The sequence below is a fragment of the Paraburkholderia silvatlantica genome, assembly GCF_003096715.1.
Classification (GTDB): Bacteria; Pseudomonadota; Gammaproteobacteria; order Burkholderiales; family Burkholderiaceae; genus Paraburkholderia; species Paraburkholderia silvatlantica.
The window spans coordinates 1-24,580 of record NZ_QEOL01000023.1; the positions used below are offsets into that span (position 1 = coordinate 1).

A 24,580-nucleotide genomic window follows, 5' to 3' on the forward strand; every position below is an offset into this window, starting at 1 on the left:
GGCTGGTTGTCCTCGCGCTTGAGGAACACGGCGTTGCGCAGACGCGCCGAGAGGTTCGGGGCGCGCTCGAGTTCGGTCTCGCGGGCGGCGTCGTACACACGCGCCGTGAGAATCTTGCGGAGATAGTCGTTTCCGTCGCGACGAGACTGGGCGGAATCAGAGGCTCCCGCGACTTCGGTGGCTTCGTTTGCTTTGGCGGTGGGGCGGCTTTGATGCACCTGCATGACGGCTCCTGTACTCACTTTCGTTTTGGCCAGGAGGCGGAAACAAAAAACCCGCCTCTTGGGGCGGGTTGTTGTCACTGCTGCCAGACGTACGCTAACCCACCATTCGTTGAATGGTGCTAATAATCAGCGCGATCGTGAAAAGGCGGCAGTTCATTTTGTGGAGGATGACCTGGGGGAAAGGTATTGTCAATTGCCCACAATTTTGCCACCAGTGATGTACTACAAATTACGTATTTTTTGCTACGGTTTCGATTCGAGGTGAATATCGCCATGACTGGGAACGCAAATAAGCGGGATTTAACCGTGCCCAGCTGACATGTTTCGTGAAACATTCTAGAAAACTTAACCTAACCAATTGATTTTTAAGGATTAAGATTGAATCGTCATTTTTTCCCGGCTGTTTCACGGATTCGACCCCGGTGGTGACCCCGTTCGGCTCATATCGTAGCTACAACGAAAAAGGGCGCCTGACGACGCCCTCCCCTGCTACCGTTAGCCGAGACGCCCGTGACGCTCAGGCCGTCCCGGTGATGTCCATTTCCGAAGCCCACTGCTCGATGACCGCCTTCACGCGCTCGGCCAGTCGTTGCTGATCGGAAGGCGCGATGCCCTTCAGGCTCAACTCCGCGCGCCCATCGCCGAACAGCTTCAGTTCGCCCAGCGCGACGCCGTCCGGTCGATTGAACTGGACGCGGGACTGGTAATGCGTACGGCGCGGTCCCACGCTGCGCGCGCCCGCTTCAGCCGAAGCCGCCGCCTCGAGCTTGCGCACGCTCGCCTTCCCTTCGATCACCTGCGCAAGCCAATGCTCGGCGACCGTTGGGCCCGCACGGTCGAAGATCAGCTTGATGTTGTAGGCGTGACCGAGTCCGACATCCTTGCGATTCTGCGCCATCCTCTGCAGCAGATAAGGCGGCAGTGACGTAAGCGCAATCACCTTGCTGATGTGCTTCGGATCTTCGCCTACGGCCACCCCCAGCTCGACCTGGTCGACGTAGACGCGATCGTCGAGCAGTTTCTTCCACGCAAGGGCATCGTCGAATACCGTCTGTTCCTCGCGCTCCTTGTTGGCGTGATAGGCGCGCAGGTACAGGTTCTGGTTGTCGAGACCCTCGCGCACGTCGGCGTCGATGAACTTGTCGCCGCGCGAACGCGCAGCGCGAATACGCCGCTCGCCGTCGACGATCACATATTTGCCGGGAAACGCCGAGAGTTTCGTGACCAGGATCGGCGTGATCTGCCCTTGCGTCGCAAAGCTTTCGGCCAGCTCGTCGATCGTCTCGGCGCTGTAGAACGCGCGCGGATTGTACGGATTGGAGACGACATCTTCGACCGAAATCTTCCGGACCGCGTGCAGCGAAAGCGGCGCCTCGATGGCTTCGGCTGGCTGGGCGGACGGCGTGTCTACGGCGACGGGTGCACCCGCGTCGCGTTGCGCGATATTGACGACATCGGCTTCGGCGAGCCGCTCGCCAGCCGAAACGCGCTCGGCAGCCATGCCCGCGCGGACCTTGCTGGTGAAATTCAGCTTAGCGGCCATCGATCACCTCTTCCTCTTCTTCCTGAACCAGCGTAATGATCTCGTTGTAGACGGCGCTGATCTCGTCTTTCGCGACTTTCGTCCCACGCACGCCGCGCACATCGAAGACGGTGCGGCCAAGCGCTGCCGTCTGGCGATAGAGCTCGCGCTGTTTGATGGTTGCGGAAAATACGCGGACGTTGCTCTCGGCGAGGATGGCGCTCATCTGCGTATGCAGCAGTGTCTTCGAATTAGATTTATTCAGCAAAATTGCAAATTTTCCTGCCGGGTTGGCAACGCGGGTTCGTTCGACCAACTCCATCATCCCTTCGCTACTCCAGATGTCGATCGGTGATGCATCCGTCGGAATGACGGTGGCGTCGGCGACGGCAAGAACTCGCGCAGTAGTCAGGTCGTTGATATTGGGCGGACAGTCGACGATCACGACGTCGTAGTCGTTCGCCAGCGCGGCGATTTCCGGCCCAATCATCTTTTCCAGCTTGTGAATGCTGCCGACGCGGAACGGCAGAGGTGTTTCAGGACCCGCCGCGGCACACCAACTCATGCAAGATTGCTGACCATCGGCATCGGCGACATAGACCTTGTAGCCTTCAGCCTGAAATGCCCCAGCCAGATTCATGCTGGTGGTAGTTTTGCCAACCCCACCTTTTTGGTTCGCTACGGCTATCACGAGACCCATTCGTTTCTCCATGCAATTGTTCAACAGCAGATGAGCCTCCCAGGCGCACTCTCCACGTGGAGACTCCGGCAGATCAGTTGAGAGTCTAATAGCAACTTAAAGTAAATTCTAGGATTTCTGACTCAGACGTTGTCAGTTCACAACCCATTGGCCGAACGGATAAGGATTAGACGCAATTCGGAAGATTGGCGGGCGGGCACATTGGCTAGATTGCGATGTCTCAACAACGGTGGGAGCGATCTCCACGTGGAGATCGCAGAAGGCCATCCAGGATACAGAGTTCCGGACTGCTCGCAGATCGATGAGTCGCAATATCTTTGCACAGCCACGTAATGCAGATATGACGGGGAGGGGAAGGTTTGAGTTGGATGAATGTACTGGATCTGTCTGTCCCGATGGAGGGCGGGAGGGTGTTGAGGGCGCATCGCGCAAATCTCCACGTGAAGATTCATCGACTTGACCTTGAGCAACCCAGTGCTGCGACTGTGACGTGGACGAGATGGAAATAATCCGGCCAGTACGGGTGACCAGCGAATCTCCACGTGGAGATTCATCCGTCGGGATTCAGAAAGGATGTTTACGCGTGAGCTGCGTTATCCAGAATGGCAGAATGCGTTGGAACAGTAAGTGGATGCTAGCCTAACCAGGTGGCATCAGCACCTGCGACACGCTGAGATGAAACACGAACATCACTCTGACGCACTCAAGCAGTCGGAACTGGCGCACCATCAGGAAAGCCAGCCCCTCTGACGCGCAGACATCTCAAATGTATATATTTAGCTACGATTTCTACGTCGTTATATTTAATCAAATCGCCTTGCGCGCAACTCACATGGACTCACAGCGAATCGCGCAAAAAAAACGGCGGCCGAAGCCGCCGTCCTGTTGCTTCGATTATTTTCACCCGTCCCGCGTTTTCAACGCAAGATCGATTTCCGCAGCCTGCATGCCTTCGCCCCCAGCCGGCGCCTGTTGTCCGCTCAACAGGAATTCAAGCAGATCGGCAGCAGTCGGTTGACCCCAGGTGTCCAGCACCACCCAACGGAAGAAGTTCGTCGATGCCATCTTGCTCGGCACTTTCGCCGTCGACACCTTGAGCTTGTCCATACCGACCGTCTCGTTGTAGCGCTTGATCAGCGCAGTCTGGTCGTCGTACTCGAGCTCGTTGAAGTAGGCGCGCGCCTCATTGATCTTCGCAGCGATATAGCGGTCCTTCACCTGATCCTGACTCTCGCGTGCGCGGCCGGCGTCGGCGGCGGGCGAGGCGGCATTCGCGCCAGGCAACTCGTAGCCCTCGGTCAGCGCCTTGCGGAAATACGCCGCAACGTTAGCGAGCGGCGCTGCGTTTTTCTGCGCCACGCGTGCCGCGGTATAGGCCACGGCTGTGCGAATCTTGTCCTCGCCGTACTGCTTGAGCAGGCGCCGCGCCTCGGAAACCGGGATGCTGAACTTCGACATCTCGCCAATCAGCAGCGTTTCGTTGGCACGCAGTTCCTGGGACGGATCGGTCTCCGGCTTGCGGGTTACACGGAACTGCAGGGCGACAACCGAACGTCCCACCTTGTGCTCGATGAGCTCGAACAGGTGATCCGAAATCTCGTTGACTTCCTTGATGCAGGGCACCAGCACACGGCTCTTGAACTGCTTGTAGAGCTTGTACGATTGCGCCGAAGTATCTTGCCCAAGGATCAGGTCGCGCAGCGTCGCGAGCGGAAAGCGCGCCGTCACGCCCACGGCCTCGTAGCGAACGACGTTCTCCCACAGCGCAAGCGAATGCGCCTTCCTGAACTGACGCGTGATGCGCATGTCGATCATCGCGTAGATCTCGGGATTGAGCAGTTCGCCGCGAATCTGCTCGGAGAAGGTATAACGCAATACCGATCGCTCGAGCTCGGCGCCGGCAAGCAAACCAGACGCTTTCCAGATGCTGCGCTTGTCCTGCGTGAGGTAGTCCCAGTTGACGACCGTGCTGATGAGCGAGTTGATCGTTTCTTTGACGTACTCAGTGTTGTTGCTGTTCAGATCGACGTCCTGCGAGAGGGCGGAGATCGTAATCTCGAACGACGAGCGGCCGCGGTCGAGGGAATCCTGGCGAATGGCATTCTTGATCAGCGAACTGAACATCTTGCGCTGCTGCAGGCTGATCGATCCGGATTTCGGCGCGATATGAATCGCCGGAACAGCCTTGCGGAACAAATCAGGCGGCTGGCCTTGCTGGAATACGAGTGCACCTTGTTTGTCGGCGTCGCCGGCTTCGGCCTTTTTTCTTGCCATATGACCCACGTTGAAAGGGAACCTGGTCGGTTGGTAACTGTATACCAACCGACCAGGTGACTCAAGGCCGCAAACGCAATCGTGACGCGGCACGACACCCAAGGGCGAAGAGCATTGACAGCCGGCGATTCCGTACCTCGACGGCCACTGGAAACCCGTCCGGGGCACTCAAGGCGGAGCCCGCCCACGAGCCCATAACCGGCGACCTTCGGATCGCCGCGCCTTGAAAACTATCCCATAGCCAGTGACCTTCAGGCTGAATGTGAGTGCTTACTCTGTCAATTCGTGCTCGACAGGTAGCCGTCCATGGGATTATTCACGCCGCTATCCCGGTTGTCACCCGGAATGGGTCGGCCAAGCCTGGGCACGCTCATGGCGCCCATAAATGGTGACCTGAACCGGCTCCCATGAATGGTTACCCATGCGAAGGCAAAAATACGGCTTCGCAGATCTGCAAATGAGCGCTCGCCCCCATAACCTGTGACCCATAGCACTTCCCATAGGCTGTTACCTTGGTGCAGCTACCTTCCTTGCACGCAAGGATTCATGCGGGGGCGCCGACTCGGCGCTCGGTGACGCCGATATTCCTCCCCCGAAAAGCCACCATATCTGGTTACCTTTGCAGATTCCCAAAAACGGTGACCTGAACTCAGGGGAGCAGGCTCCGGAAACGCCATCAGAAAAGGCATCCATCCCATAACCGGCGACCTTCGTTGATTCCCATAGACAGTGACCTGAAGGCAAATCCGGGCCGTTTCCCATAACGGGCAACCTTCCCCCCATATCCACAACCCGTAAACCCCATGCCCGGCTACCAAAGTCCCATATCCACAACCCAAAACTCCCATACCCGGCACCGCAAATCCCATAACGCGCCACCAAATCGGCCGCAAAGCCTTGCCAGGTAAGGGTTTGCGGCGTCTAAAGGTTTACTAAAGCTGTTAAAGCGTAAAGGGTAAACACTGAAACACGCGTTCGATGAGAAAGACGTCTCCCAAAACCGGGGACCTGAACACATGTGAGTGGTCACCAACCTCCGTGGCCCCATTCCCGGTTACCTGGCCCATCTACAACGCTTTGCGGGCACCATAGGTCATTACCTAAGTCCCCTCTTCTTGAGAATCGACATTTAGATCAAGAACCAGATCATTGATTTATTGGAGAAACTACCCGGATGGTTACCGGCTATGGTGCGGTTCTTCTTCCAAAGGTAACGGCCTATGGGATCGGCTGAATAGCCACGAAACCCTGGGGAGCATGGCCGCGGAGCGCTGTGCCAGCCCAGGACACCCGCTCACTCCAGATCACGGGAACGGGCAACCTGGAGAACTCACACGGGGACCAACCGTTCCTCCCATTTCCGGTTACCCCACTCAGGTCACCAGATATGGGAGCCACCGAAGGTCCATTTGGGCAGCAACCCGAAGCAATCACGAAAAACCAGGCGCAAACCGGGCAAGGTGCACTGCACAAATTCCATCGGTGACCTATGGCCCGCTGCACGCCCGATCTCAGTCTGACTTCGCGGGAAAGGTAGCCGCGGCCGCGGTGTGCTGCGGCAGGCAATCGCTGCGGTACATGTCGGCGAGACGCTGCTGGGCGGCTTCGATATCGGCGGGATAAACGTTGTCGTTCGCGTTCGGTTGGTAACCCGCCGCCTCGAGTTCCCTGAGTTCCCGCATCAGGTCCGCATGCGTGACCTCGTGGGCCGGTTTGACGAACGGGTAGCTGTGACATTCCTGTTGCGTCAGGTCCGGCGCGGCGACCGCGCCTACGCTCACCGCTCCCACAAACGGCACCCACACGAACTTCAGCCATGACTGCATGATGATCCTCCTTTTGATGAACCCGCTACGAAATGGCTACGCGCGAACGCGCGAACAAACGGATTCGAGGATAAGGAGGTGCCGACGCTGGATCGGGCTCAGCCGGATGACAGAAGGTTCATCTGCCCCACGCGCGCATGACACGAGACTTCGCGTACGCACGAATTGACAAAATGACAGGTGTGCGTCAAGCGCCAGTAAGAAGATGACGCGCTCTTCATTGCCGTGATGCCGTTGTGTCGAGGGCGTGCAACTATGATTGCCGGGTACGAGCGCATCCGCATTCGTGGGTTCGCCAGTGAGTCGTCGAGCCAACCATTCATTGCCATCGGGGGGCAGCCATGTCAGTCAGCGAGAGAGCACCGCGCGCACGGCGCGCGGCCGCACGCGTGCCGGCCTTGCACGACTCGGAGCCCCGCATGCGAGGCGCGCGATGAACTTGCCCGACTGGGTGGCGTTCGGGCGTGGCTTGTTCGTTCCGGCGTCGTCGCGGGCAGCGCCGGACGTACGGGAAATTGGCCGCGACCACTGGCAGACGACCACGTTCCGCTGGTTCACCGCTTACGCGACGATCTTCTCGCTCGCGTTCATGGCGCTGCTCGGCGTGATCGAATACTCCGTGACGCGCGCCATGATGCGCGAAACCGACAGCGGCCTGCGCTGGCAACTGCGCTACTTCGATTCGCGCAGCGATACGAGCCTCGCCGGCGCCATCGACGCGCGCCTGAGCCGTCCCGACCGGCGCGATAACTTCTACGGCCTGTTCGCGCCGGACGGGCACTGGCTTGCCGGCGATATCCGCGCGATGCCCAAGGGTCTTGTGCCGGGACGCTATGGCCAGTCGCACGAGCACACGCGCGGCCAGACGTTCGTGCTCGATCCCGGCTCCGTGCGATCGTTCTTGCGCGCCATGGGAGAGATTCGACCCGATGGCGCGTGCCTTGTCGTCGCGCGCACGCTCTCCGACGTGCGCCACGTTCATGACGAACTGATGAAGGCGTTGATCGGCGGCGGTCTCCTGTGTCTTACCGCTAGCCTGTGCGCCGGACTCGTGCTGAGCATGCGGCAGATCCGGCGCGTCGCCCAGATCAGGCGCGCCACGCGACGCATCGCGAACGGCGACCTCGCGATGCGGCTGCCGGTCGCCGGGCGCGACGAACTCGACATGCTCGCGCACCTCGTGAACCGCATGCTCGACGAAGTCGAGCGCCTGATGGGCGAGGTGAAGAGTGCATGTGACGGCATCGCCCACGATCTGCGCACGCCGCTCACGCGATTGCGCCTGCGCCTCTCACACGCGGCCGTTGCGATGGAGCAGCGCGGCGAGGCGGTGCTCGCCGGCGTGCTGGTCGGCGCGCGAGGGGAGGCCGATGCCGTGCTCGAGCGTTTCTCCGCACTCCTGCGTATTTCGGAGATCGGCGCCATCGATCGCCGCCGCGGCTTTGCGAGTGTGGTTCTGTCCGATCTCGTGCACGAGCTATGCGAACTCTACGCCCCGCTTGCCGAGGAAAAAGCCATCGACATGCACGCCACCGTAGCGCCGGTCGAACCCATTCACGCCGACCGCGCGCTGCTCTTCGAAGCGTTGAGCAATCTGCTCGACAACGCCATCAAATTCGTGCCGCGCGGCGGCGCGGTGCAGGTCGAGTTGCGCGCACTCTCGCGCGGACCGCAGCTTGCCATCTCCGACAACGGACCCGGCATCGCGCCCGGAGAACGCGACGCGGTGCTCGGGCGCTTCTATCGCAGCGAGCGCACGCGCCACCTTCCGGGCACCGGCCTCGGGCTCGGTATCGTCTCGGCCATCGTGCGGCTGCACGATTTTCGCCTTGCCATCGGCGCGGCGAATCCGGGGACGATCGTCACGATCGACTGCTGGACGCATCGGGCGCGCCACGGCCAAGCGGGCCAATGATTGGGCCAATGATCGATGAGGCTCCTGCTGTGCTCGTCCTCGGCTGCCGAACGAGGTTACCTCTACAAGGCGCTGAGCGAGAGCCTGAACAGCGTCGAGGTTGCCGATAACGTCGAGTACGCCGTCTATCTCGCATCGCAGGAGCCGTTCGACACGGTGTTCCTCTGCGCTGCCTCGCCTGAGGCGCACGACGGTATCGCGGCCGCGCTCGCGGCCTTTACGCGCTTGCCCGACGCACCGGCGATCGTCGTTGCGCTCGCACACGCGACACCCGCGGACTGCGCGCGCCTGCTGCGCGCGGGTGCCGATGCGTGCTTCGTGCAGCCCTGGTCCATTATCGAAATTCAGGAGCGTATGCTGGCGCTGCGCCGCGGCGCGCTCGTTCACGCGAGCGCACCGCGCGTGCACCTCGACCCCTCCACGCGGGACCTCGTGGAGGGCATCCGGCGCATACCGCTCACCACGCGCGAGTATCTGCTCGTCGAATGCCTGCTGCGCCATGCGGGCGCGCCCGTCGCGCGCGAGCAGCTGATTCGCTATGCGTGGCCCGACAAGGCCGACGTCGAGCCGTCGAGCGTGAACCTCGTCGTGTCGCGTTTGCGGCGCAAACTCGCGTCGCACGGCGCGCAGGCGAACGTCGAGACAGTGAGCCGCTACGGCTATCAACTCGATCTGCACGCGCGGAAAACAACCATCGGCGTAAACGATACGTAAGCACTCAGGCACAGCGCGCGCGACCGTATTGCCGTTGCAACCTTAAATTTAATTTCATGAAAGGAATCGCGGCGCGGCGCGGGCGCAACGGTAAACTCGAGGCTCCCGAATAGTCGTGCCGCCGGCACGACGGAGTGCGAGAAAGATGAGTCAGGTGCGCGTTTTGACGGTGGAGGACGATGCCGTCACAGCCAACGAAATCGTCAGCGAGCTGACGCGGCGCGGCTTTGCGGTCGAATGGGTCGATAACGGTCGCGACGGCATGGCCCGCGCGATGAGCGACGAATACGACGCCATTACGCTCGACCGCATGCTGCCGGGCGTGGACGGTCTATCGATCCTCACGGCCATGCGCACGGTCGGCATTCAGACGCCGGTGCTGATGCTGAGCGCGCTCGGCGACGTCGATGAACGCGTACGCGGCCTGCGCGCGGGCGGCGACGACTACCTCACCAAGCCTTTCGACCCCGAAGAACTGACCGCGCGCCTCGAGGTGCTGCTGCGCCGCCGCCAGGCCGCGAGCGTCGCTCGCGAAACCGCGTTGCGCGTGGGACCGCTCGAACTCGACCTCATTTCGCGCAAGGTGCGCCGCGACGGCGAAGAAGTCGTGCTGCTGCCGACCGAGTATCGCGTGCTCGAATTCATGATGCGCCATGCAGGCAAGACCATCACCCGCACCATGCTGTTCGAAGCCGTATGGGGCTACCACTTCGATCCGGGTACCAACCTGATCGACGTGCACATGGGCCGCCTGCGCAAGAAAATCGATCCTCCGGGCGTGCCGCCGCTCATTCAGACCGTGCGAGGCTCCGGCTACATTCTCGGATAAACCGCTTTGTCGAGCCTTTCTTCTCCCGCCGCGTCCGCGCCTTTGCGCCGGCGCTGGCCCACCACGACGTTCCGCTGGCTGTGCGCCTACACCGCGCTGTTCGGCGTCTTTCTCACGCTGCTGGTCGGCTTCATTGCGTGGACCGCGAGCACGACGATCGAGCGCGACGCCGATTCGATCATGGGCTGGCAACTCATCTATTTCGATTCGATTCCCGATGCGCAGTTACCCGAGGCGATACATCAGCGGCTCGAACACGAGCGCATGCACGTCAATTATTGTGGACTCTTTACGAGTGACGGCCGCTACGTCGCGGGAGACCTGCTCGCGCCCCCGCTGAACCTGACCTATACGCGCGAAGGCAGCACCCACGCGCATACGGTGAAGCTGCTCGGCCGCGACGTCTCGCCCGTGGTCCGGGCCATGGGTGAGGTGCGGCCGAGCGGCTTGCGCCTCGTCGTCGCGCGCGACATGACGAGCGTGCTGCGCATTCGCAAGATCATGGTGCGCACGCTCGCGGCGGGTGCCGTGCTCGCATTGCTTGCGGCGGCGGCGGGCGGCCTCGTGCTCGGCATGCGCCAGATCCGGCGCGTACGCGAAATCCGCCGTGTGACCGAATGCATCGCGCGCGGCGACCTGGATCGGCGCCTGCCCGTGGGCGGCGACGACGAGCTCGACATGCTCGCGCATCTCGTGAACCACATGCTCGACGAAGTGGAGCGGCTGATGGGTGAAGTGAAGGGCGCCTGCGATGGCATTGCACACGACCTGCGCACGCCGCTCGTGCATCTGCACACGCTGCTCGCACGCGTGGCCGAGCGCGACAGCGTGCGCGGCGACTCCGCCGGTGCGGTGCTGCTCGATCAGGCCCGCACCGAGACGGGCCAACTGCTCGAACGCTTCCGCGCCATGCTGCGCATCTCCGAGATCGGCACACTGCAAAGGCGCGGCGGCTTCGCAGCCGTCGACCTGCACGAACTGGTGCAGGAACTCGCCGACCTCTACGAGCCGCTCGCCGAGAGCCGCGAACTCGAATGGCGCATCGCGGCCGAGCCCGTCGCCGAGATTCACGGCGACCGCGCGCTGCTGTTCGAGGCGTTCAACAATCTCATCGACAACGCCATCAAGTTTGCGCCACAAGGCGGCGTGGTGAGCGTGACGCTGCGCTCAACGCCGCCCGGTCCCTTGCTCGAAGTGGCGGATAACGGTCCCGGCATTGCGCCTGGCGAGCGCGCGGCGGTCCTGCAGCGCTTCTATCGCGGCGAGGCGGTGCGTCATATCGCCGGCTCGGGCCTGGGGCTGTCGGTCGTCGCCGCCGTGATGCGCGTCCACGATTTCACGCTGCGCATCGACGACGCACGCGAACTGGCCGGCGGGACGCCGGGCGGCCCGGGTACGCGCATGAGCGTGGAATGCTGGCCGCGCTCCCTCGCCTGACCTCTTCCGTCCAGCCGCCGGGCACTTGCCGTCATGCGCATACTCCTCATCTCGCCGAATCACGCCGAAGGCGCCTGGCTGCAGAAGGCCCTGCAGGAAAGCGCGCATAGCCTGCAACGCGCGGAAGACCTGCGCGACGGCCTTTTCGTCGCTGGAGAGGAGCCATTCGATGCAGTGATCGTCATGGCGCTCGACAGCGCGCTGCTGCCTGCGCTGCACGGGATCCTTCCCGGGTTCTCGAAGCTCGCGGCCGGCGCGACGATCATCGCCGTGCTCGGCATCGAAGCGAGCGCGACCGAGCGCTCGAAGGTGCTGCGCGCGGGCGCCGACGCGTGCTTTCGCTACCCGTTCTCCTTCATCGAAATGCACGAGCGCATGCACGCGCTGTTGCGCACCACGGCGGCGTGCGGCGGTGGCGTGCAGGGCGGACAGCCCGCGCAGGCCGTGCAGGCCGCAAGCGGCGCACAGCCCGTCCAGAACGCGCCGCAGCTCGATGCGGGTACGCGCGAGATCGTGGAGGGTTCGCGCCGCGCGGAACTCACGCGCCGCGAGTACCTGCTCGTCGAGTGCCTGATGCGTCAAACCAACGTGCCCGTGCCGCGCGACCAGATGATCCGCTACGCGTGGCCCGAGAAGGACGACATCGACGCTTCGACCGTCAACCTCGTCGTTTCGCGCTTGCGCCGCAAGCTCGCGCGCGAGGGCATCGATGTGCGCATCGATACCATCAGCCGCTACGGCTATCAACTGACCTGGCCGACGGTTGACTGATGCGCGCTGAGGTAACCGTTTGTGGGAACCGGTTACCTGTCCGGGCGTGAATGCATGAGTTTGTTAACATCGAAAAGCAAACGGCACGCGGATAGCGTGCCGTTCATTCGTGCCTGAAAAGCCCTGCCTGTCGTGCTCAGTGCTCATAGAGCGTGGAGTTCAGGTACGCGAGCTGACCATCCTGCTCCGCCTGAACAAGCTCGTGGTACACCTCGGCGCGCGTCTTTTCATGGACCGGTTGCCCATAAGGCGGTACCCATGTGCCGGGCGCAACCGTGGGGGCGGTGTCGTTCGCCGCGACCTGGGTGGTTGCCGCGGGCTGGCTGGTTTGCGTGCCGGCAGGCGCCGAGGTTTGTGCAAAAGCTGACGTGGTGGTGACGACACCGGCGAGCGCAGCGATGATCATGAGCGTCTTCATGTGACTATTCCTCCAGAAGTGAGATCGGTTAGCCGGTCAGCGAATGCGATAGATCGCATCCCGGTATGAGTAGAATAGTTAGTTCACCATATCGAACCGGATGCAGCATCATGAAGAAATGTTTATCGGCGCAAGACTCCACCCGCCTCCTATCGCCTGTATGAGGCCCACGGTGGCATCGAGGCGCCGCGTGTCCAGTTCCAGCGAGGCGATCTGCGTGGAGAGTTCGGTGGTTTGCGCCGTCACGACGTCGAGGTAGCTCACCACGCCGTCGCGGTAGCGCGACATCGAGAGCGTAAGGGTGCGCTGCGCCGCCGTAAGCGCCTCGTCTTCGCGCTGTGCTTCGTCGCCGAGATGGTGCAGCAGGGCGAGGTTGTCCTCGACCTGCTGGAACGCGCCCAGCACCGTCGCCTTGTACTGCGCGCCGTTTTCGGCGAGCAACGCCCGCGCGCCGCGCACAACCGCCGCGCGGCGCCCGCCGTCGAAGATCGTCATCATGAGCGTGGGCCCGATCGACCACATCTCGTTGGGCGCGACGATCCACGGCGAGAATGTGTCGCTCTGGAAGCCGCCGTCCAGGCCAAGCGAGAGATCGGGGAAGAACGCGGCCTTCGCCACGCCAATTCGCGCGTTGGCGGCGGCGACGCGCCGCTCCGCGGCAGCAATATCGGGCCGCCGCTGCAGCAGCGCCGACGGCAGGCCCGCGGGCAGATTCGGCAGGTGCGGGCGGATCGTGTCCGGTGCGACGTTGAACTGCGAGGCCGGCACGCCGATGAGCGTGGCGATGGCGTGCTCGTAAAGCGCGCGGCGCGCGCTCACGTCATCGGCTGCGGCCTGCGCGGAGGCGAGCTGCGTTTTCGCGCGCGAGACGTCGAGCGAAGAAGCAATGCCGCCGCGATGGCGGCTCTCGGTCAGATCCAGCGCGTGACGATAGGCGGCGATGGTCTCGTCGAGCAGCTTCGACTGCTGGTCGAGTCCGAGCAGATCGAACCACGTCGTGGCGAGCCTTGCCTGCAGGCTCAGTTGCAGCGACGCGATATCGGCCTCGCTGGCTACGCTCGAGGCCTCGTCTGCCTTCACCTCGTTGCGCACCTTGCCCCACAGGTCGATGTCGTAGCCGATGCCCACGTCGAGCGTGTTCGAGTTGTACACGTTCGGCTGATCCGAGCCACGTAGCGGGCGCAGCGCCGACTGGCGCTCGCGCGACACGTTCGCCTCTGCGCCGACACTCGGCAGCAGTGCCGAGCGCGCCTGGGCGACGAGCGCATCGGCTTCGTCGTGACGCGCGAGCGCTGCGGCGACGTTCGGATTCGCCTTCGCAACCTGCGGCTCGAGCTGATTCAACACAGGATCGTCGAACGCGCGCCACCATCCGTCACGCGGGAGCTGGTCGGCGGGGCGCGCTGTCTGCCAGCCGCCCGCTTCCTTGAAGTGCGTGGGAATGGCCGTGACGGGCGCGCGATACGCGGGCGCGAACGAGCACGCCGAGAGCAGCAGGGCCGCCGCAAGCGCCGCGGCGCGCAACGGGTGCGCAGGCACGAACGGCTTAGCCATGCGCACGCTCCGGGTCGTGCATGGTGGCGGTTTGCGTCGATTGCGCGCCTGGCGCATTGGCGGACGCGAGGCGCACGAGGTCGCCGCTCGCGAGCGAATCCGGCGGATTGTCGATCACGCGCTCGCCCGCATGCAGGCCGGAAGTAATCTCCACGCGCGTGCCGAGGTCCGTGCCGATCGTCACGTCGCGCAACTGCACGTGCTGACGCGCATCGGCGACAGCGATCTGCATGCCGTGCGCGCGGAAGATCAGCGCGCTTGCGGGCACGAAGAGCGCATGCGCGTCGCCCGGCATCGCGAGGTGGACTTCGGTGTACTCGCCGGGGAAGAGCAGGCCTTGCTTGTTGTCCACGGCGAGCTGCACGAGCATCGTGCCCGAGGCGGGCGAGATCGACTGGTCGGTGTCCACGAGCTTCGCGTCGAACTTTACGCCGGGGCGCTCGGGCACGGTGAGCGTGGCGTGCATGCCCGGCTTGATCGAGGCGGCGTCGCTTTGCGGCACGCTTACGTACACGCGCAACTGGCTCGCATCGGAGACGGTGAAGAGGTCGGGGCCGCTGCCGCTGCCGGCGTCGATCAGCGCGCCTACGTCCGTCTTGCGTGCGGTGACGATGCCCTCAAAAGGGGCCGTGATGCGCTTGAACGATTCGAGCGCCTCGAGCCGCCGCACGTTGGCCTCGTTCGCCTCCACGGTGGCTTGCTTGGCGATCAGGTCGGAGGATTTCTCGTCGGCCTCCTGCTGCGAGACCGAGTCTTGCTTGAGCATCTCGGTCCAGCGCCTCGCCGTGGTGGCGGCAAGCTTCTCGTTGGCGACGGAGTTCTGCAGATCGGCGCGGGCCTGCTGAAGTTGCTGGTCGAGGTCGGGCGTGTCGATCACGCCGAGCAGTTGGCCCGCCTTGACGTGCGTGCCGATATCGGCGTACCACGCGTGCAGATAGCCGGACACACGCGCATAGATCGGCGCGTTGATATAGGCGGCGAGGCGCCCCGGGAGCACGAGCGGCTCCGATGCCGGGCTCGCTTGCGGCTGCACGGTCGCGACGGTGGGAATGGCCTGCGCGTCGGTCCACGTGGCGAGTTCCTGATGTGCGTGAACACGGCTGAAGATGCCGCCGGACACGATGCCGGCCGCTACCATCAACGCGATGGCGGCAACGGATTTCAGGTGACGCAGCGGCTGCGGCGAGGCGATGTCGATTTCAGTAGACATGGGCTTCTCCCGATTCGAGGGCAGGTTGATCCGTGGATGATTCGTTATGCTTGTTATCTTCGCTGCGGTACCGATTGCTTTTGTGCACGAGGCTGAACACCACGGGCACGAACAGCAGCGTCGCGCAGGTCGCGCAGAGCAGGCCGCCGATCACGGCGCGTCCGAGCGGCGCGTTCTGCTCGCCGCCGTCGCCCATGCCGAACGCCATTGGTGCCATGCCGATGATCATGGCGAGCGCGGTCATGAGCACGGGGCGAAAGCGCGTGAAGCCCGCTTCGAGCGCGGCGCGCATGGCGTCGCCGGTGACGGCGAGACGCTCACGGGCGAACGACACCACGAGAATGCTGTTCGCGGTCGCCACGCCCATGCAGAGAATCGCGCCTGTGAGCGCCGGCACGGACAGCGGCGTGTGCGTGGTGAAGAGCATCCAGACGATGCCCGCAAGCGCGGCGGGCAGGGCGCTTACGATCACGAACGCATCGCTCCACGAGTGGAAGTTCACGACGATCAGCAGGTAGATGAGTCCCACCGCACCGACGAGACCGAGCAGAAGACCCGCAAACGCGCTGTTCATGGTCTGCACCTGGCCGCGCATCGTGACCGTCGAACCCTTCGGCAAGTCCTTCGCGCTCGCGTGAATCACCTTTTCGATCTGCGAGGAGACGGCGCCGAGATCGAGGCCCTGCGTGGTCGCATAGATGTCGTAGAGCGGTTCGATGTTGTAGTGGGACACGACCGCGTCGCTCACGCCGCGCGTGATCGTGGCAATGCCACCGAGAATCTGCGAGCCGCCGCTCCTGCCCGTCACCGGCAGGTTCTGCAAGTCGGAAAGCGTGGTCATGCGGTATTGCGGCGTTTGCGCGACGATCGGGTAGGACACCCCATTCTTCGGATTGAGCCAGTAAGTGGGGGACACCTGGCTCGTGCCGGAGAGGCTCGCCACCACGGAATTGGTCACGTCCTGCTCGGTAATGCCGAGTTCGTCGGCGCGCGAGCGGTCGACGGCAACCGTGAGCTGCGGATAAGTCGATGCCTGCTGGATGCGTGGGTCGGCAATGCCGGGAATCCTGGCGATCCTGTGCAGTAGCGCGTTCGCGTAGACCTTGTTTGCGGCCTGGTTCGGTCCACTCACCTGCACGTCGATCGGCGCGGGCGAACCGAAATTGAGGATCTGGCTCACGATATCGGCGGGCAGGAACGAGAACGTCGTGCCCGGGAAGCGGCGCGGCAGTTCTGTGCGCAGCTCTCGCACGTACTGCGCGGTGGGCGCGTGCGACCTGGCGAGCGAGATGAGGATGTCGCCATCCTGCGGCCCGATCGTGCCGCTGTTGTTGTAGGTCAGGTTGATGCCGCTGTTTGGCAGTCCGATATTGTCGATCACACTCGTGAGCTGGTCAGGCGGAATGGCTTCGCGAACAGTGTCTTCGATATGGTCGAACAGATCGGCGGTCTCCTCGACGCGCGTGCCGATCGGCGCACGCACGTGCAGTGCGATCTCGCCGGAATCGATATCGGGAAAGAAGTTGCGGCCAAGGAACGGTGTGAGCGCGAAAGAAAACGCGACGATCGCGAGAAAGGCCACGACAAAACGTCGCCGGTTCGTGAGTGCGAGACCGAGCACGACGCGATAGCGCGCGCGCACTTGTTCGAAGCGACGCTCGAACGCGCGTTGAAACAGCACGAGCGGATTACGCGTGGGCGGCACGTGGTCGTGCGCACCATGTGGCGCCATGACGGCGGCCAGTTCGCCCGAGGCGTGGCCCTGCGAAGCGTGCGGCTTGAGCAGGTAGCGCGCCATCATGGGCACGAAGGTGCGCGAGAGCACGAACGAGGCGATCATCGCGAAGATCACGGCTTCGGCCATCGGTACGAAAAGGAAGCGCGCAATGCCGTCGAGCAGCAGCATCGGCACGAAGACGATACAGATGCAAAGCAGCGAGACGAGCGCCGGCATGACGATCTGCGCCGCGCCGTCGAGAATCGCGCTGCGCACGTCCTTGCCCTGCTCGAGGTGCCAGTTGATGTTTTCGATCGTGACGGTGGCGTCGTCCACGAGTATGCCGACTGCGAGCGCGAGGCCACCGAGCGTCATCACGTTGAGTGTTTCGCCGCACGCGGCGAGCCCTGCGATCGCGGCCAGCACGGCGAGCGGAATTGAGGCGGCGATGATGAGCGTCGAGCGCCAGCTGCCGAGAAAGAGCAGGATCATCGCCGAGGTCAGCGCGGCCGCAATCAGGCCTTCGCGCGCCACGCCGCTGACCGCGCCCTTCACGAACACCGACTGGTCGGAGAGGGCAACGAGCTTGAGCCCCGGCGGCAACGACTGCTCGATGAGCGGCAGCTTTGCTTTCACGCCGGCGATGATATCGAGTGTCGAAGCCGAGCCGTTCTTCATGATGCTCATGAGCACGGCACGGTGGCCGTCCACGCGCACGATGTTGCTTTGCGGCGGATAGCCGTCGCGCACGTGGGCCACGTCGCGCATATAGATCACCGTGCCGTCCACGGTCTTGATGGGCAGCGCGTTGAGCTGATCGATCGTCAGCGGACTGTTGTTCAGGCGTACGTTGTATTCATGGCGGCCGATTTTCTGCGTGCCGGCCGGAATGATCTGGTTCTGCTGTGCGAGCGCGGTCGCCACATCCTGCGCCGACAGCTGCTTCGCCTGCAGCGCTTGCGGGTCGAGGTCGATCTGCACCTCGCGCACCTTGCCGCCGTAAGGCGTGGGAATGGCGACGCCCGCCACGGAAAGCAGTTGCGGACGGATGAAGTTGGTCGCGTAGTCCGCGAGCTTCTGCTCGTCGAGCGTATTGCTCGTGAGCGCGAGTTGCAGCACCGGCACTGTGGACGCGTTGTAGTTGAGGATCTGCGGCGGCGTGGTGCCGGGCGGCATCTGCTTGAGCACGGTTTGCGAAACCGAGGTGACCTGCGCGGTGGCCGTGCGGATATCCACTGTCGGCTGAAAGAAGATCTTCACCACGCCGTAGCCGCGAAACGACTGCGACTCGATATGCGCCACGTCGTTGACGGTGGTGCCGAGCGTGCGCTCGTAATAGCTGACGAGGCGGCCCGCCATGTCGTCGGGCTGCAGGCCCGCGTAGTTCCACACGACACTGATCACGGGAATGCGGATGTCGGGAAAGATGTCGGTAGGTGTGCGCACGGCCGCGAGCGGGCCCGCGATCAGGATCAGGAGAGCCAGCACGATGAACGTATACGGACGGTTCAAGGCTAGCCGGACGATTTTCAGCATCAGATGGGGCTCCGTTCATGCGCAAGACTGCGCGCCACGCGTGGGCGCAGCCGACGCCGGTATTGTGTCGGGCGCGTCCTAACACGCGGGAGCCAGGCAAATGAAAAAAGATTTAGCTGCGCGCCGGTCTCATGACACTTGCAGGAATACGAAATGAAACGAAGCGGTGACACCGGCGGCAATATTGAAGATGGCGTCAGCCGAGCAGATAGCCCGAGCCGCGTATCGTGCGGATGAGCGAGGGTTGACCGGGTGTGTCCACGCGATTGCGCAGGCGTCCCACGTGAACGTCCACGAGATTGGTGCCGGGGTCGAAGCGGCCGCCCCACACGCCTTCGAAGATCATGGTGCGCGTGAGGACCTGACCCGCATGGCGCATCATGAATTCGAGCACGCGCAACTCGGTGGGGCGCAGGCGCAGCACCTTGTCGCGGCAGCTGAGCCGGCGCTTGACGAGATCGAGTTCGAGCGGGCCCACGCGCAGTACGGTTTCCGTCGTGGCAGGGCGCGTGCGCCGGCGCACGAGCGCTTCGACACGGGCGGACATCTCGTCGATCGAAAACGGCCGGGTGAGGTAGTCGTCGCAGCCGGCCCGCAGCCCCTGGATGCGCTCCTCCACACTGGTCGTCGAACTCATCACGATCACGGGTGTTTCGATACCCACGCCGCGCATGGTGGTGACGATCGTGAGACCGTCGAGGTCGGGCAGGCGCCGCTCGAGCGCGACGACGTCATAGTCGCCCGCCATCACCATCGCAATGCCTTCGCGGCCCGAGCGGGCAACGTCGACGGTGAAGCCGGTCGAGGCGAGCGTGGGCACGACGCTGCGCTCGGTAACGGCGTCGTCTTCAATGGTTAGTATTCTGGGCATGGCTTTGCACGCGTAGTGACGAAAAAAACGGAAAGCCGCATCAGGCAACCGCGCGCAGCGGCGCCGGCGCAGACCGCGTCTGCGCTACGTTCGTGCGGAACTGCTCCACGGCGAAGTCGATGAAACTGCGGATCTTCATCGTGAGGTAATTGCGGCCGGAATAGACGATCGAGATGTGCTGCACGCCGCCGTTTACGTCGAACGCATTGAGCACGGGCAAGAGCGCGCCGCGCGCGAGGTCGTCGGCGACGAGGGGCAGCGGCAGCAGCGCGATGCCCATGTCCGCGAGCGCGGCGGCGCGCACGGTTGCATAGCCGTTGGCCGTCATCGGGCCGTTCACGTTGATGCGCTGCACGCCCTCGGCGTTCGAGAACTCCCAGTGGCGCGGTGCATTGGAAACCGCGAGCAGGCCGTGCTCGGCCAGTTCGGCGGGCTCGCGCGGCATGCCGTGCCGCGCGAGCCAGGCGGGCGTGGCCACGAGCATCTCCTTGATCGAGGTGAGCTTGCGGCTCACAAGCGAGGCGTTCACGTTCTGCCGGTCGGTCGCGAAGCACACGTCGAAGCCGCCTTCGATCAGGTCAATGTGCGTGTCGTACGCCGTCACGTCGAATTCCACGCGCGGATTGACCGCGCGATACGCGCCGAGCATCGTGGGCAGTCCCGAGCTTGCGAACACGGCGGGCGCAGCGATGCGCAGTACGCCGCCAGGGTCGCGTGTGGCGCGCACGAGTTCCGATTCCACTTGATCGAGCTTTTCGATCACGGCGCGACAGCCATCCAGATAGAGGCGTCCGGCTTCGGTGAGCGAAAGGCTGCGCGTGGAGCGGTTCAGGAGGCGCATGTTCAGATGGGCTTCGAGCATGCCGACGCTGCGCGTGACGGCCGCGGCCGACATGCCGAGCTGCTTGCCGGCCAGGTTAAAGCTGCTCAGATCGACGACGCGCGTAAAGACACGCATGGCTTGGAGCTGGTTCATGGGCGATGGTCCTGGGAAGACGCGCCGCCACGAGGGCGAGCGCGGGCATCGACGCCGCGCAAGGCGGCGACGTTTCGTTCACGCTTCGTGCGTGATCAGACGGGAAGAATGAGCGGCCCGGCAGCGCGCCTAGTTGGGCAGCGCCTGCGCATAGGCATGCGCTTCGCGCTGCGCGGCGGCTTCGTGCGCCGAGAGCGCGGCCTTGAGCCGATGCATGCTTTCGGTGGGAATGGCGAAACCTGCCCAGCCCAGGCCGGTATGGCGCAGAAATACCACGGTGCCGTCGAAGAGCGGATTGCGTTCCGTGTACCAGCACGGATCGATCTCGAGCACATATTGATGGGACCGCAGGGGCTGCTCGGGCACTGCCGGCTGCATGTGCGCGCGCAGCTTGCTGAGTTCTTCGATCAGGCCGTCCACATCGGGCGTGTCGAGCAGCGCAACCTGACCGCCCACTTTCACGCAAACCGCGTGCTGGCCGTATTCGTTGACGAGTTCGATCGACATCGGCTTTTGCATAATGCGTTCCTCGCAGTGCTGAAACTGGAAGGTATTATCGGTGCCCAATCGGAACGCATGCTTTAAGTTGCGGCGCACTCCAGATGAAAACAAATTTAGAAAGCGACGATTCGCTTGCCCCTCGTCGCGGCATGGCGCGCGGGCCGTGTTAATAACGCGGCCCGGCGCATGGCCGTCGTTTTATGCAGGCGCGATGGAAGCCGTTAATCTCATACGTGCTGTTTGTGCAATTGCGGCACGCGATTATTGCGGCCACCGGCGAGAAACGCGGCAACGAAAAGCAGCATGCCGATCATCGCAATCGTCGTCGCAAACGCGCGAGCGACGTGCGCGCTGCTCGCATCCGGCCCGGCGAGCGCGAAAAACAGGCCACCGAGCAGCGCCACGGCGAGCGCGGCGCTCACCTGCAACATCGAGCTGACGAGCCCGGCGGCAAGACCGGACCAGCGTCGATCGACACATTCGACATTGCGCCTCACGAGTGCGGGAAGCGCCACGCCCTGGCCGAAGCCGATCAGAAAGAGCGACGCGCCCAGCGCGTGAAGACGGCCATCGTGAACAAGTATGGCAGTCCAAAGTAATCCGCAGCCCTCGATTGCCATGCCTGCCGCCGCCGCACGGTGCCCGAGCCGGCGTGCAATCAGGGGATTGAGTAGCGGCCCGATCAGAAAGCCGACGCCCAGGGGCAGAATACGCAATCCGGCTTCGAGCGGCGCGAGCCCGAGTGTACGCTGAACGTAAATCGCGAACATCATGAAGAACGGTGCGAGCGAATAGAAGAAGAGCGTGGCGACGAGCCCGCGCACGAGACCAGGCGCGGTGAAGATGACGGGCGGAACGAGTGCGTCGCGACCGGCGTTCGCGACGCGCGCCTCGTAGCGCCAGAAGATCGCGAACAGGGGCGCGGCGGCAATGAGCAACGCCCACGTCCAGACCGGCCAGCCGTGCTCGCGGCCTTCGATGAGCGGCAGGACAAGCGCGGCCAGCGCCAGGGCAAGCAAGACCATGCCGCCGGGATCGAGCTTCGCGGGGTGGTCCGAGCGGCTTTCACGCACGAGCCAGTATGCCGCGGGTGCGGCCATCATCACGACAGGCAGGTTGATCAGGAAAATGCTGCGCCAGCCAAGTTCGAAGACGTTGGCCGACACGAGCACGCCGCCGAGCGCCTGGCCGGCGACTGCAGCAATCCCATAGGCCGCGCCAAAGAGGCTGAGCGCAAGCCCCTTCTGAGGTGCCGGAAAGAGCGCGTGGATCGACGCAAGCGCCTGGGGCGCCATGACGGCCGCGGCGCCGCCCTGAAGGATGCGCCCCGTCACCAGGGCAGCGGGCGAACTGGCGAACCCGCAAACGGCCGAAGCCGCCGCGAACGCGAGGATCCCCACGAGAAAGATGCGCCGCCGCCCGTACAGGTCGCCTAGCCGGCCGCCTGTAATGAGAAAGATCGCGTAGGTCGCCGCATAGGCCGAAATCACCCACTGCGCGATGGCGGCGCTGGCATGCAGGTCGGCCTGCATCGACGGCAGCGCCACGTTGACGATGAAGAAGTCGAGCGGCGGCAATAGCGTGCCCATCAGCAGCACGGTCAACGCCCACCAGGTGCGCGCGCCCGCTCGCGTGGGCGGCAATTCCACAGTCGAAAGGTTCGTCATGCGGCCTCCATATGGAACTATTCAGTTCCTAATTGAGCAAAAAAACTAGCGGATGGCGCCCAGCGCGATTTCAGCGATTGCGTCCATCGCATTCTCGCCGGCGTCGGTCTTGCCCAGCACGCGCATGCCTTCGATCGTACAGAGCAGGAAGCGCGCGAGATCGTCGGCATTCTGGCCGGCGGCCAGTTCGCCCGCCGCCTGGCCGCGCCGGATCGCGCCAGCGAGCAGCGCCTGCATGCGCGCGAACATGTCCGTGACGCGGGCTTTCACCTCGGCGTCGAAGGGCAGGCACTCGGTGGCCGCAGCCGTCACCAGGCAGCCCGCAAGCCCTTCGAGGCCGGCAGAAAGCCGCACGTAATGATGCAGCGCCTCGCGCAGCGCGGTGCGCGCAGAGGCGTGCCGCAGGTTGCGTGTGAGCCGTGCGATACCGCGCTCGGTGTAGAAGTCGAGCGACGCGAGAAAGAGCTGGTGCTTGTCGCCGAACGCCTTGTAGAGGCTGCCGCGGGAGAGCTGCGTGCCTTCGATCAGGTCGGGCAGCGACGTTGCGGCATAGCCGCGCGCGCGGAATACCTCGAGCGCGTTCTGCACGGCCTCCTGCTTGTCGAATTCGCGTGGACGGCCGGGGCCAGAACGGGTATCGGATTTCATGCCACTATTCTAGACCAAACGATTCCGAATTTCAGGGGAAACCGCGCGGCGCAGATAAACATGCATACAGAATGAATTATATGTACGCACAGAAATATCAATTGTTGATATTCGGCGAGCGTCGGTAATCTGGCCGACATACCGACCAGCACGCCCCAGCTATGTCCCGCATCGCGCTCATCGAATGGTTGACGAGTTTCGTGCCCAACCCGGCCGCCCCGCAGTGGCGCGAGCGGGTGCGGCGCTGTGGTGGAGCGCTGCTCGGCATCGCGTTCACGGGACTCGCAACGCATTGGGTGTTCGGCGCGGCAGGCGGTATCCCGCTGCTCGTGGCGCCCATGGGCGCTTCTGCCGTGCTGCTCTTTGGCGCCTCGGACAGCCCGCTTGCGCAGCCATGGTCGATTCTCGGCGGTAACTTCGTCTCCGCGCTGGTGGGCGTGGCGTGCGCGCAATGGATCGCGTCGCCGGTCGCGGCGGCTTCCGTGGCGGTGGCGCTTGCCATCTGCGCGATGTTCCTGTGCCGCTGCGTGCATCCGCCTTCAGGCGCGGTCGCGCTGACTGCCGTGCTCGGCGGCCCCGCTGTTCATGCGCTCGGCTTTCACTTCGTACTCGCGCCGATTGCGTTCCAGTCCGTCGCGTTGCTCAGCGCGTCGCTCGCGTTCCACGCGCTGACCGGGCACCGATATCCGCGCGCTGTGTTTCGCACTACGCGCCAGGCCGCTGCCGCGCCGCTTGCCGCGCTCTCACACCATCCGCCGGAGCCGCGGGGTTTTCCGCAAAAATCGTTCGAACAACTAACGTGCGAGGAAATCATGTCGATTGGCTGTCCCGCCGTGCCCGCGACAATGGGCGCGCGGGCGGCGCACGAGATGTTCCGCCGCCACGGTGCTTCGACGCTGCCGGTGGTCGATGCGATGGACCGCGTGGTCGGCGTCGTCACGCATCACGCGCTCGGCGACCTTGCGCCGGAGGCAGGCCTCCGGCGCGCCTGGAATGCGCTGCGCCGTGCGGTGCTGCGCGAGTCGGCGCGCGTGGAAGAAACAGTGGAAGCCGTGATGGCGGCCGGCGTGCACGCGGTCCATCGGGCCACGCCGCTCGCGCATCTGGTGCCGATCTTCATCGAGCATGCCTGCCACGACATTCCGGTGATGGACGATGCGCGGCGGCTGGTTGGCGTGGTCAGGCATTCGGACATGATCCGCTGGCTCCATCACCACGCAGGCGCTGCCCAGGCGGCCGCGGCGGCAGCCTGAGCCTGGCGCCGGGCCAC

At 63.7% G+C, this 24,580-nt stretch carries 19 protein-coding genes and 1 pseudogene; 6 read left to right on the forward strand and 14 right to left on the reverse strand.

Annotation, left to right across the window (positions count from 1 at the left end; translation table 11 throughout):
* The 5 genes and pseudogenes from C7411_RS37130 to C7411_RS26470 form a co-directional block, all read right to left on the reverse strand.
* Positions 1-224 (reverse strand): annotated as a pseudogene (locus C7411_RS37130) (hypothetical protein); the annotation flags it as partial.
* A gap of 517 nt (positions 225-741) precedes the next feature.
* Positions 742-1,767 (reverse strand): ParB/RepB/Spo0J family partition protein, encoded by a 1,026-nt coding sequence (locus C7411_RS26455; RefSeq protein WP_110386981.1) that lies wholly within the window; start codon positions 1,765-1,767, stop codon positions 742-744.
* Entirely contained in the window at positions 1,757-2,446 is a 690-nt protein-coding gene (gene parA / locus C7411_RS26460) for a ParA family partition ATPase (protein ID WP_110386982.1), read from the reverse strand. Before parA ends, C7411_RS26455 begins: the two co-directional genes overlap by 11 nt.
* A 900-nt stretch (positions 2,447-3,346) precedes the next feature.
* On the reverse strand, positions 3,347-4,720 hold the full coding sequence (locus C7411_RS26465; RefSeq protein ID WP_110386983.1) for a replication initiation protein: 1,374 nt from the start codon (positions 4,718-4,720) through the stop codon (positions 3,347-3,349).
* A gap of 1,511 nt (positions 4,721-6,231) precedes the next feature.
* On the reverse strand, positions 6,232-6,546 hold the full coding sequence (locus C7411_RS26470; protein ID WP_110386984.1) for a DUF4148 domain-containing protein: 315 nt from the start codon (positions 6,544-6,546) through the stop codon (positions 6,232-6,234).
* A gap of 433 nt (positions 6,547-6,979) precedes the next feature.
* On the opposite strand from C7411_RS26470, the gene C7411_RS26475 reads away from it, so the two are divergent.
* The 5 genes from C7411_RS26475 (at position 6,980) to C7411_RS26495 (ending at position 12,212) form a co-directional block, all read left to right on the forward strand.
* The gene (locus tag C7411_RS26475) at positions 6,980-8,461 is read left to right on the forward strand and encodes a sensor histidine kinase (RefSeq protein WP_110386985.1); all 1,482 of its coding nucleotides are present in this window, start codon (positions 6,980-6,982) and stop codon (positions 8,459-8,461) included.
* Positions 8,462-8,476: 15 nt separating this feature from the next.
* On the forward strand, positions 8,477-9,175 hold the full coding sequence (locus C7411_RS26480; protein ID WP_110386986.1) for a response regulator transcription factor: 699 nt from the start codon (positions 8,477-8,479) through the stop codon (positions 9,173-9,175).
* Between the two features lie 154 nt (positions 9,176-9,329).
* Complete coding sequence (locus tag C7411_RS26485) at positions 9,330-10,004, forward strand: response regulator transcription factor (protein WP_181431381.1); 675 nt, start codon at positions 9,330-9,332, stop codon at positions 10,002-10,004.
* Between the two features lie 6 nt (positions 10,005-10,010).
* Positions 10,011-11,441, forward strand: a complete 1,431-nt coding sequence (locus tag C7411_RS26490) for a sensor histidine kinase (protein WP_243413359.1) — start codon at positions 10,011-10,013, stop codon at positions 11,439-11,441.
* A gap of 33 nt (positions 11,442-11,474) precedes the next feature.
* Positions 11,475-12,212, forward strand: a complete 738-nt coding sequence (locus tag C7411_RS26495; protein ID WP_110386989.1) for a response regulator transcription factor — start codon at positions 11,475-11,477, stop codon at positions 12,210-12,212.
* 136 nt (positions 12,213-12,348) lie between these two features.
* Here C7411_RS26495 and C7411_RS26500 read toward each other — a convergent pair whose 3' ends face one another.
* The 9 genes from C7411_RS26500 to C7411_RS26540 form a co-directional block, all read right to left on the reverse strand.
* Entirely contained in the window at positions 12,349-12,630 is a 282-nt protein-coding gene (locus C7411_RS26500) for a DUF4148 domain-containing protein (protein ID WP_181431379.1), read from the reverse strand.
* A gap of 108 nt (positions 12,631-12,738) precedes the next feature.
* The gene (locus C7411_RS26505) at positions 12,739-14,184 is read right to left on the reverse strand and encodes an efflux transporter outer membrane subunit (protein ID WP_110386990.1); all 1,446 of its coding nucleotides are present in this window, start codon (positions 14,182-14,184) and stop codon (positions 12,739-12,741) included.
* Complete coding sequence (locus C7411_RS26510) at positions 14,177-15,394, reverse strand: efflux RND transporter periplasmic adaptor subunit (protein ID WP_110386991.1); 1,218 nt, start codon at positions 15,392-15,394, stop codon at positions 14,177-14,179. The genes C7411_RS26505 and C7411_RS26510 overlap by 8 nt, the downstream gene beginning before the upstream one ends.
* On the reverse strand, positions 15,384-18,647 hold the full coding sequence (locus tag C7411_RS26515; RefSeq protein ID WP_110386992.1) for an efflux RND transporter permease subunit: 3,264 nt from the start codon (positions 18,645-18,647) through the stop codon (positions 15,384-15,386). Before C7411_RS26515 ends, C7411_RS26510 begins: the two co-directional genes overlap by 11 nt.
* Positions 18,648-18,843: 196 nt before the next feature.
* Positions 18,844-19,518, reverse strand: coding sequence for a response regulator transcription factor (locus C7411_RS26520; protein WP_028208346.1), 675 nt, complete (start codon positions 19,516-19,518; stop codon positions 18,844-18,846).
* 40 nt (positions 19,519-19,558) lie between these two features.
* Positions 19,559-20,494 carry a LysR family transcriptional regulator gene (locus tag C7411_RS26525; RefSeq protein WP_110386993.1) on the reverse strand — a complete coding sequence of 312 codons (936 nt, stop codon included), beginning with the start codon at positions 20,492-20,494 and terminating at the stop codon, positions 19,559-19,561.
* Positions 20,495-20,623: 129 nt separating this feature from the next.
* The gene (locus C7411_RS26530) at positions 20,624-21,013 is read right to left on the reverse strand and encodes a hypothetical protein (RefSeq protein WP_110386994.1); all 390 of its coding nucleotides are present in this window, start codon (positions 21,011-21,013) and stop codon (positions 20,624-20,626) included.
* Positions 21,014-21,222: 209 nt separating this feature from the next.
* Positions 21,223-22,662, reverse strand: a complete 1,440-nt coding sequence (locus C7411_RS26535; RefSeq protein ID WP_110386995.1) for an MFS transporter — start codon at positions 22,660-22,662, stop codon at positions 21,223-21,225.
* 45 nt (positions 22,663-22,707) lie between these two features.
* Entirely contained in the window at positions 22,708-23,310 is a 603-nt protein-coding gene (locus C7411_RS26540; RefSeq protein ID WP_110386996.1) for a TetR/AcrR family transcriptional regulator, read from the reverse strand.
* A gap of 161 nt (positions 23,311-23,471) precedes the next feature.
* On the opposite strand from C7411_RS26540, the gene C7411_RS26545 reads away from it, so the two are divergent.
* Complete coding sequence (locus C7411_RS26545) at positions 23,472-24,563, forward strand: HPP family protein (protein ID WP_110386997.1); 1,092 nt, start codon at positions 23,472-23,474, stop codon at positions 24,561-24,563.
* Positions 24,564-24,580 lie beyond the last annotated feature (17 nt).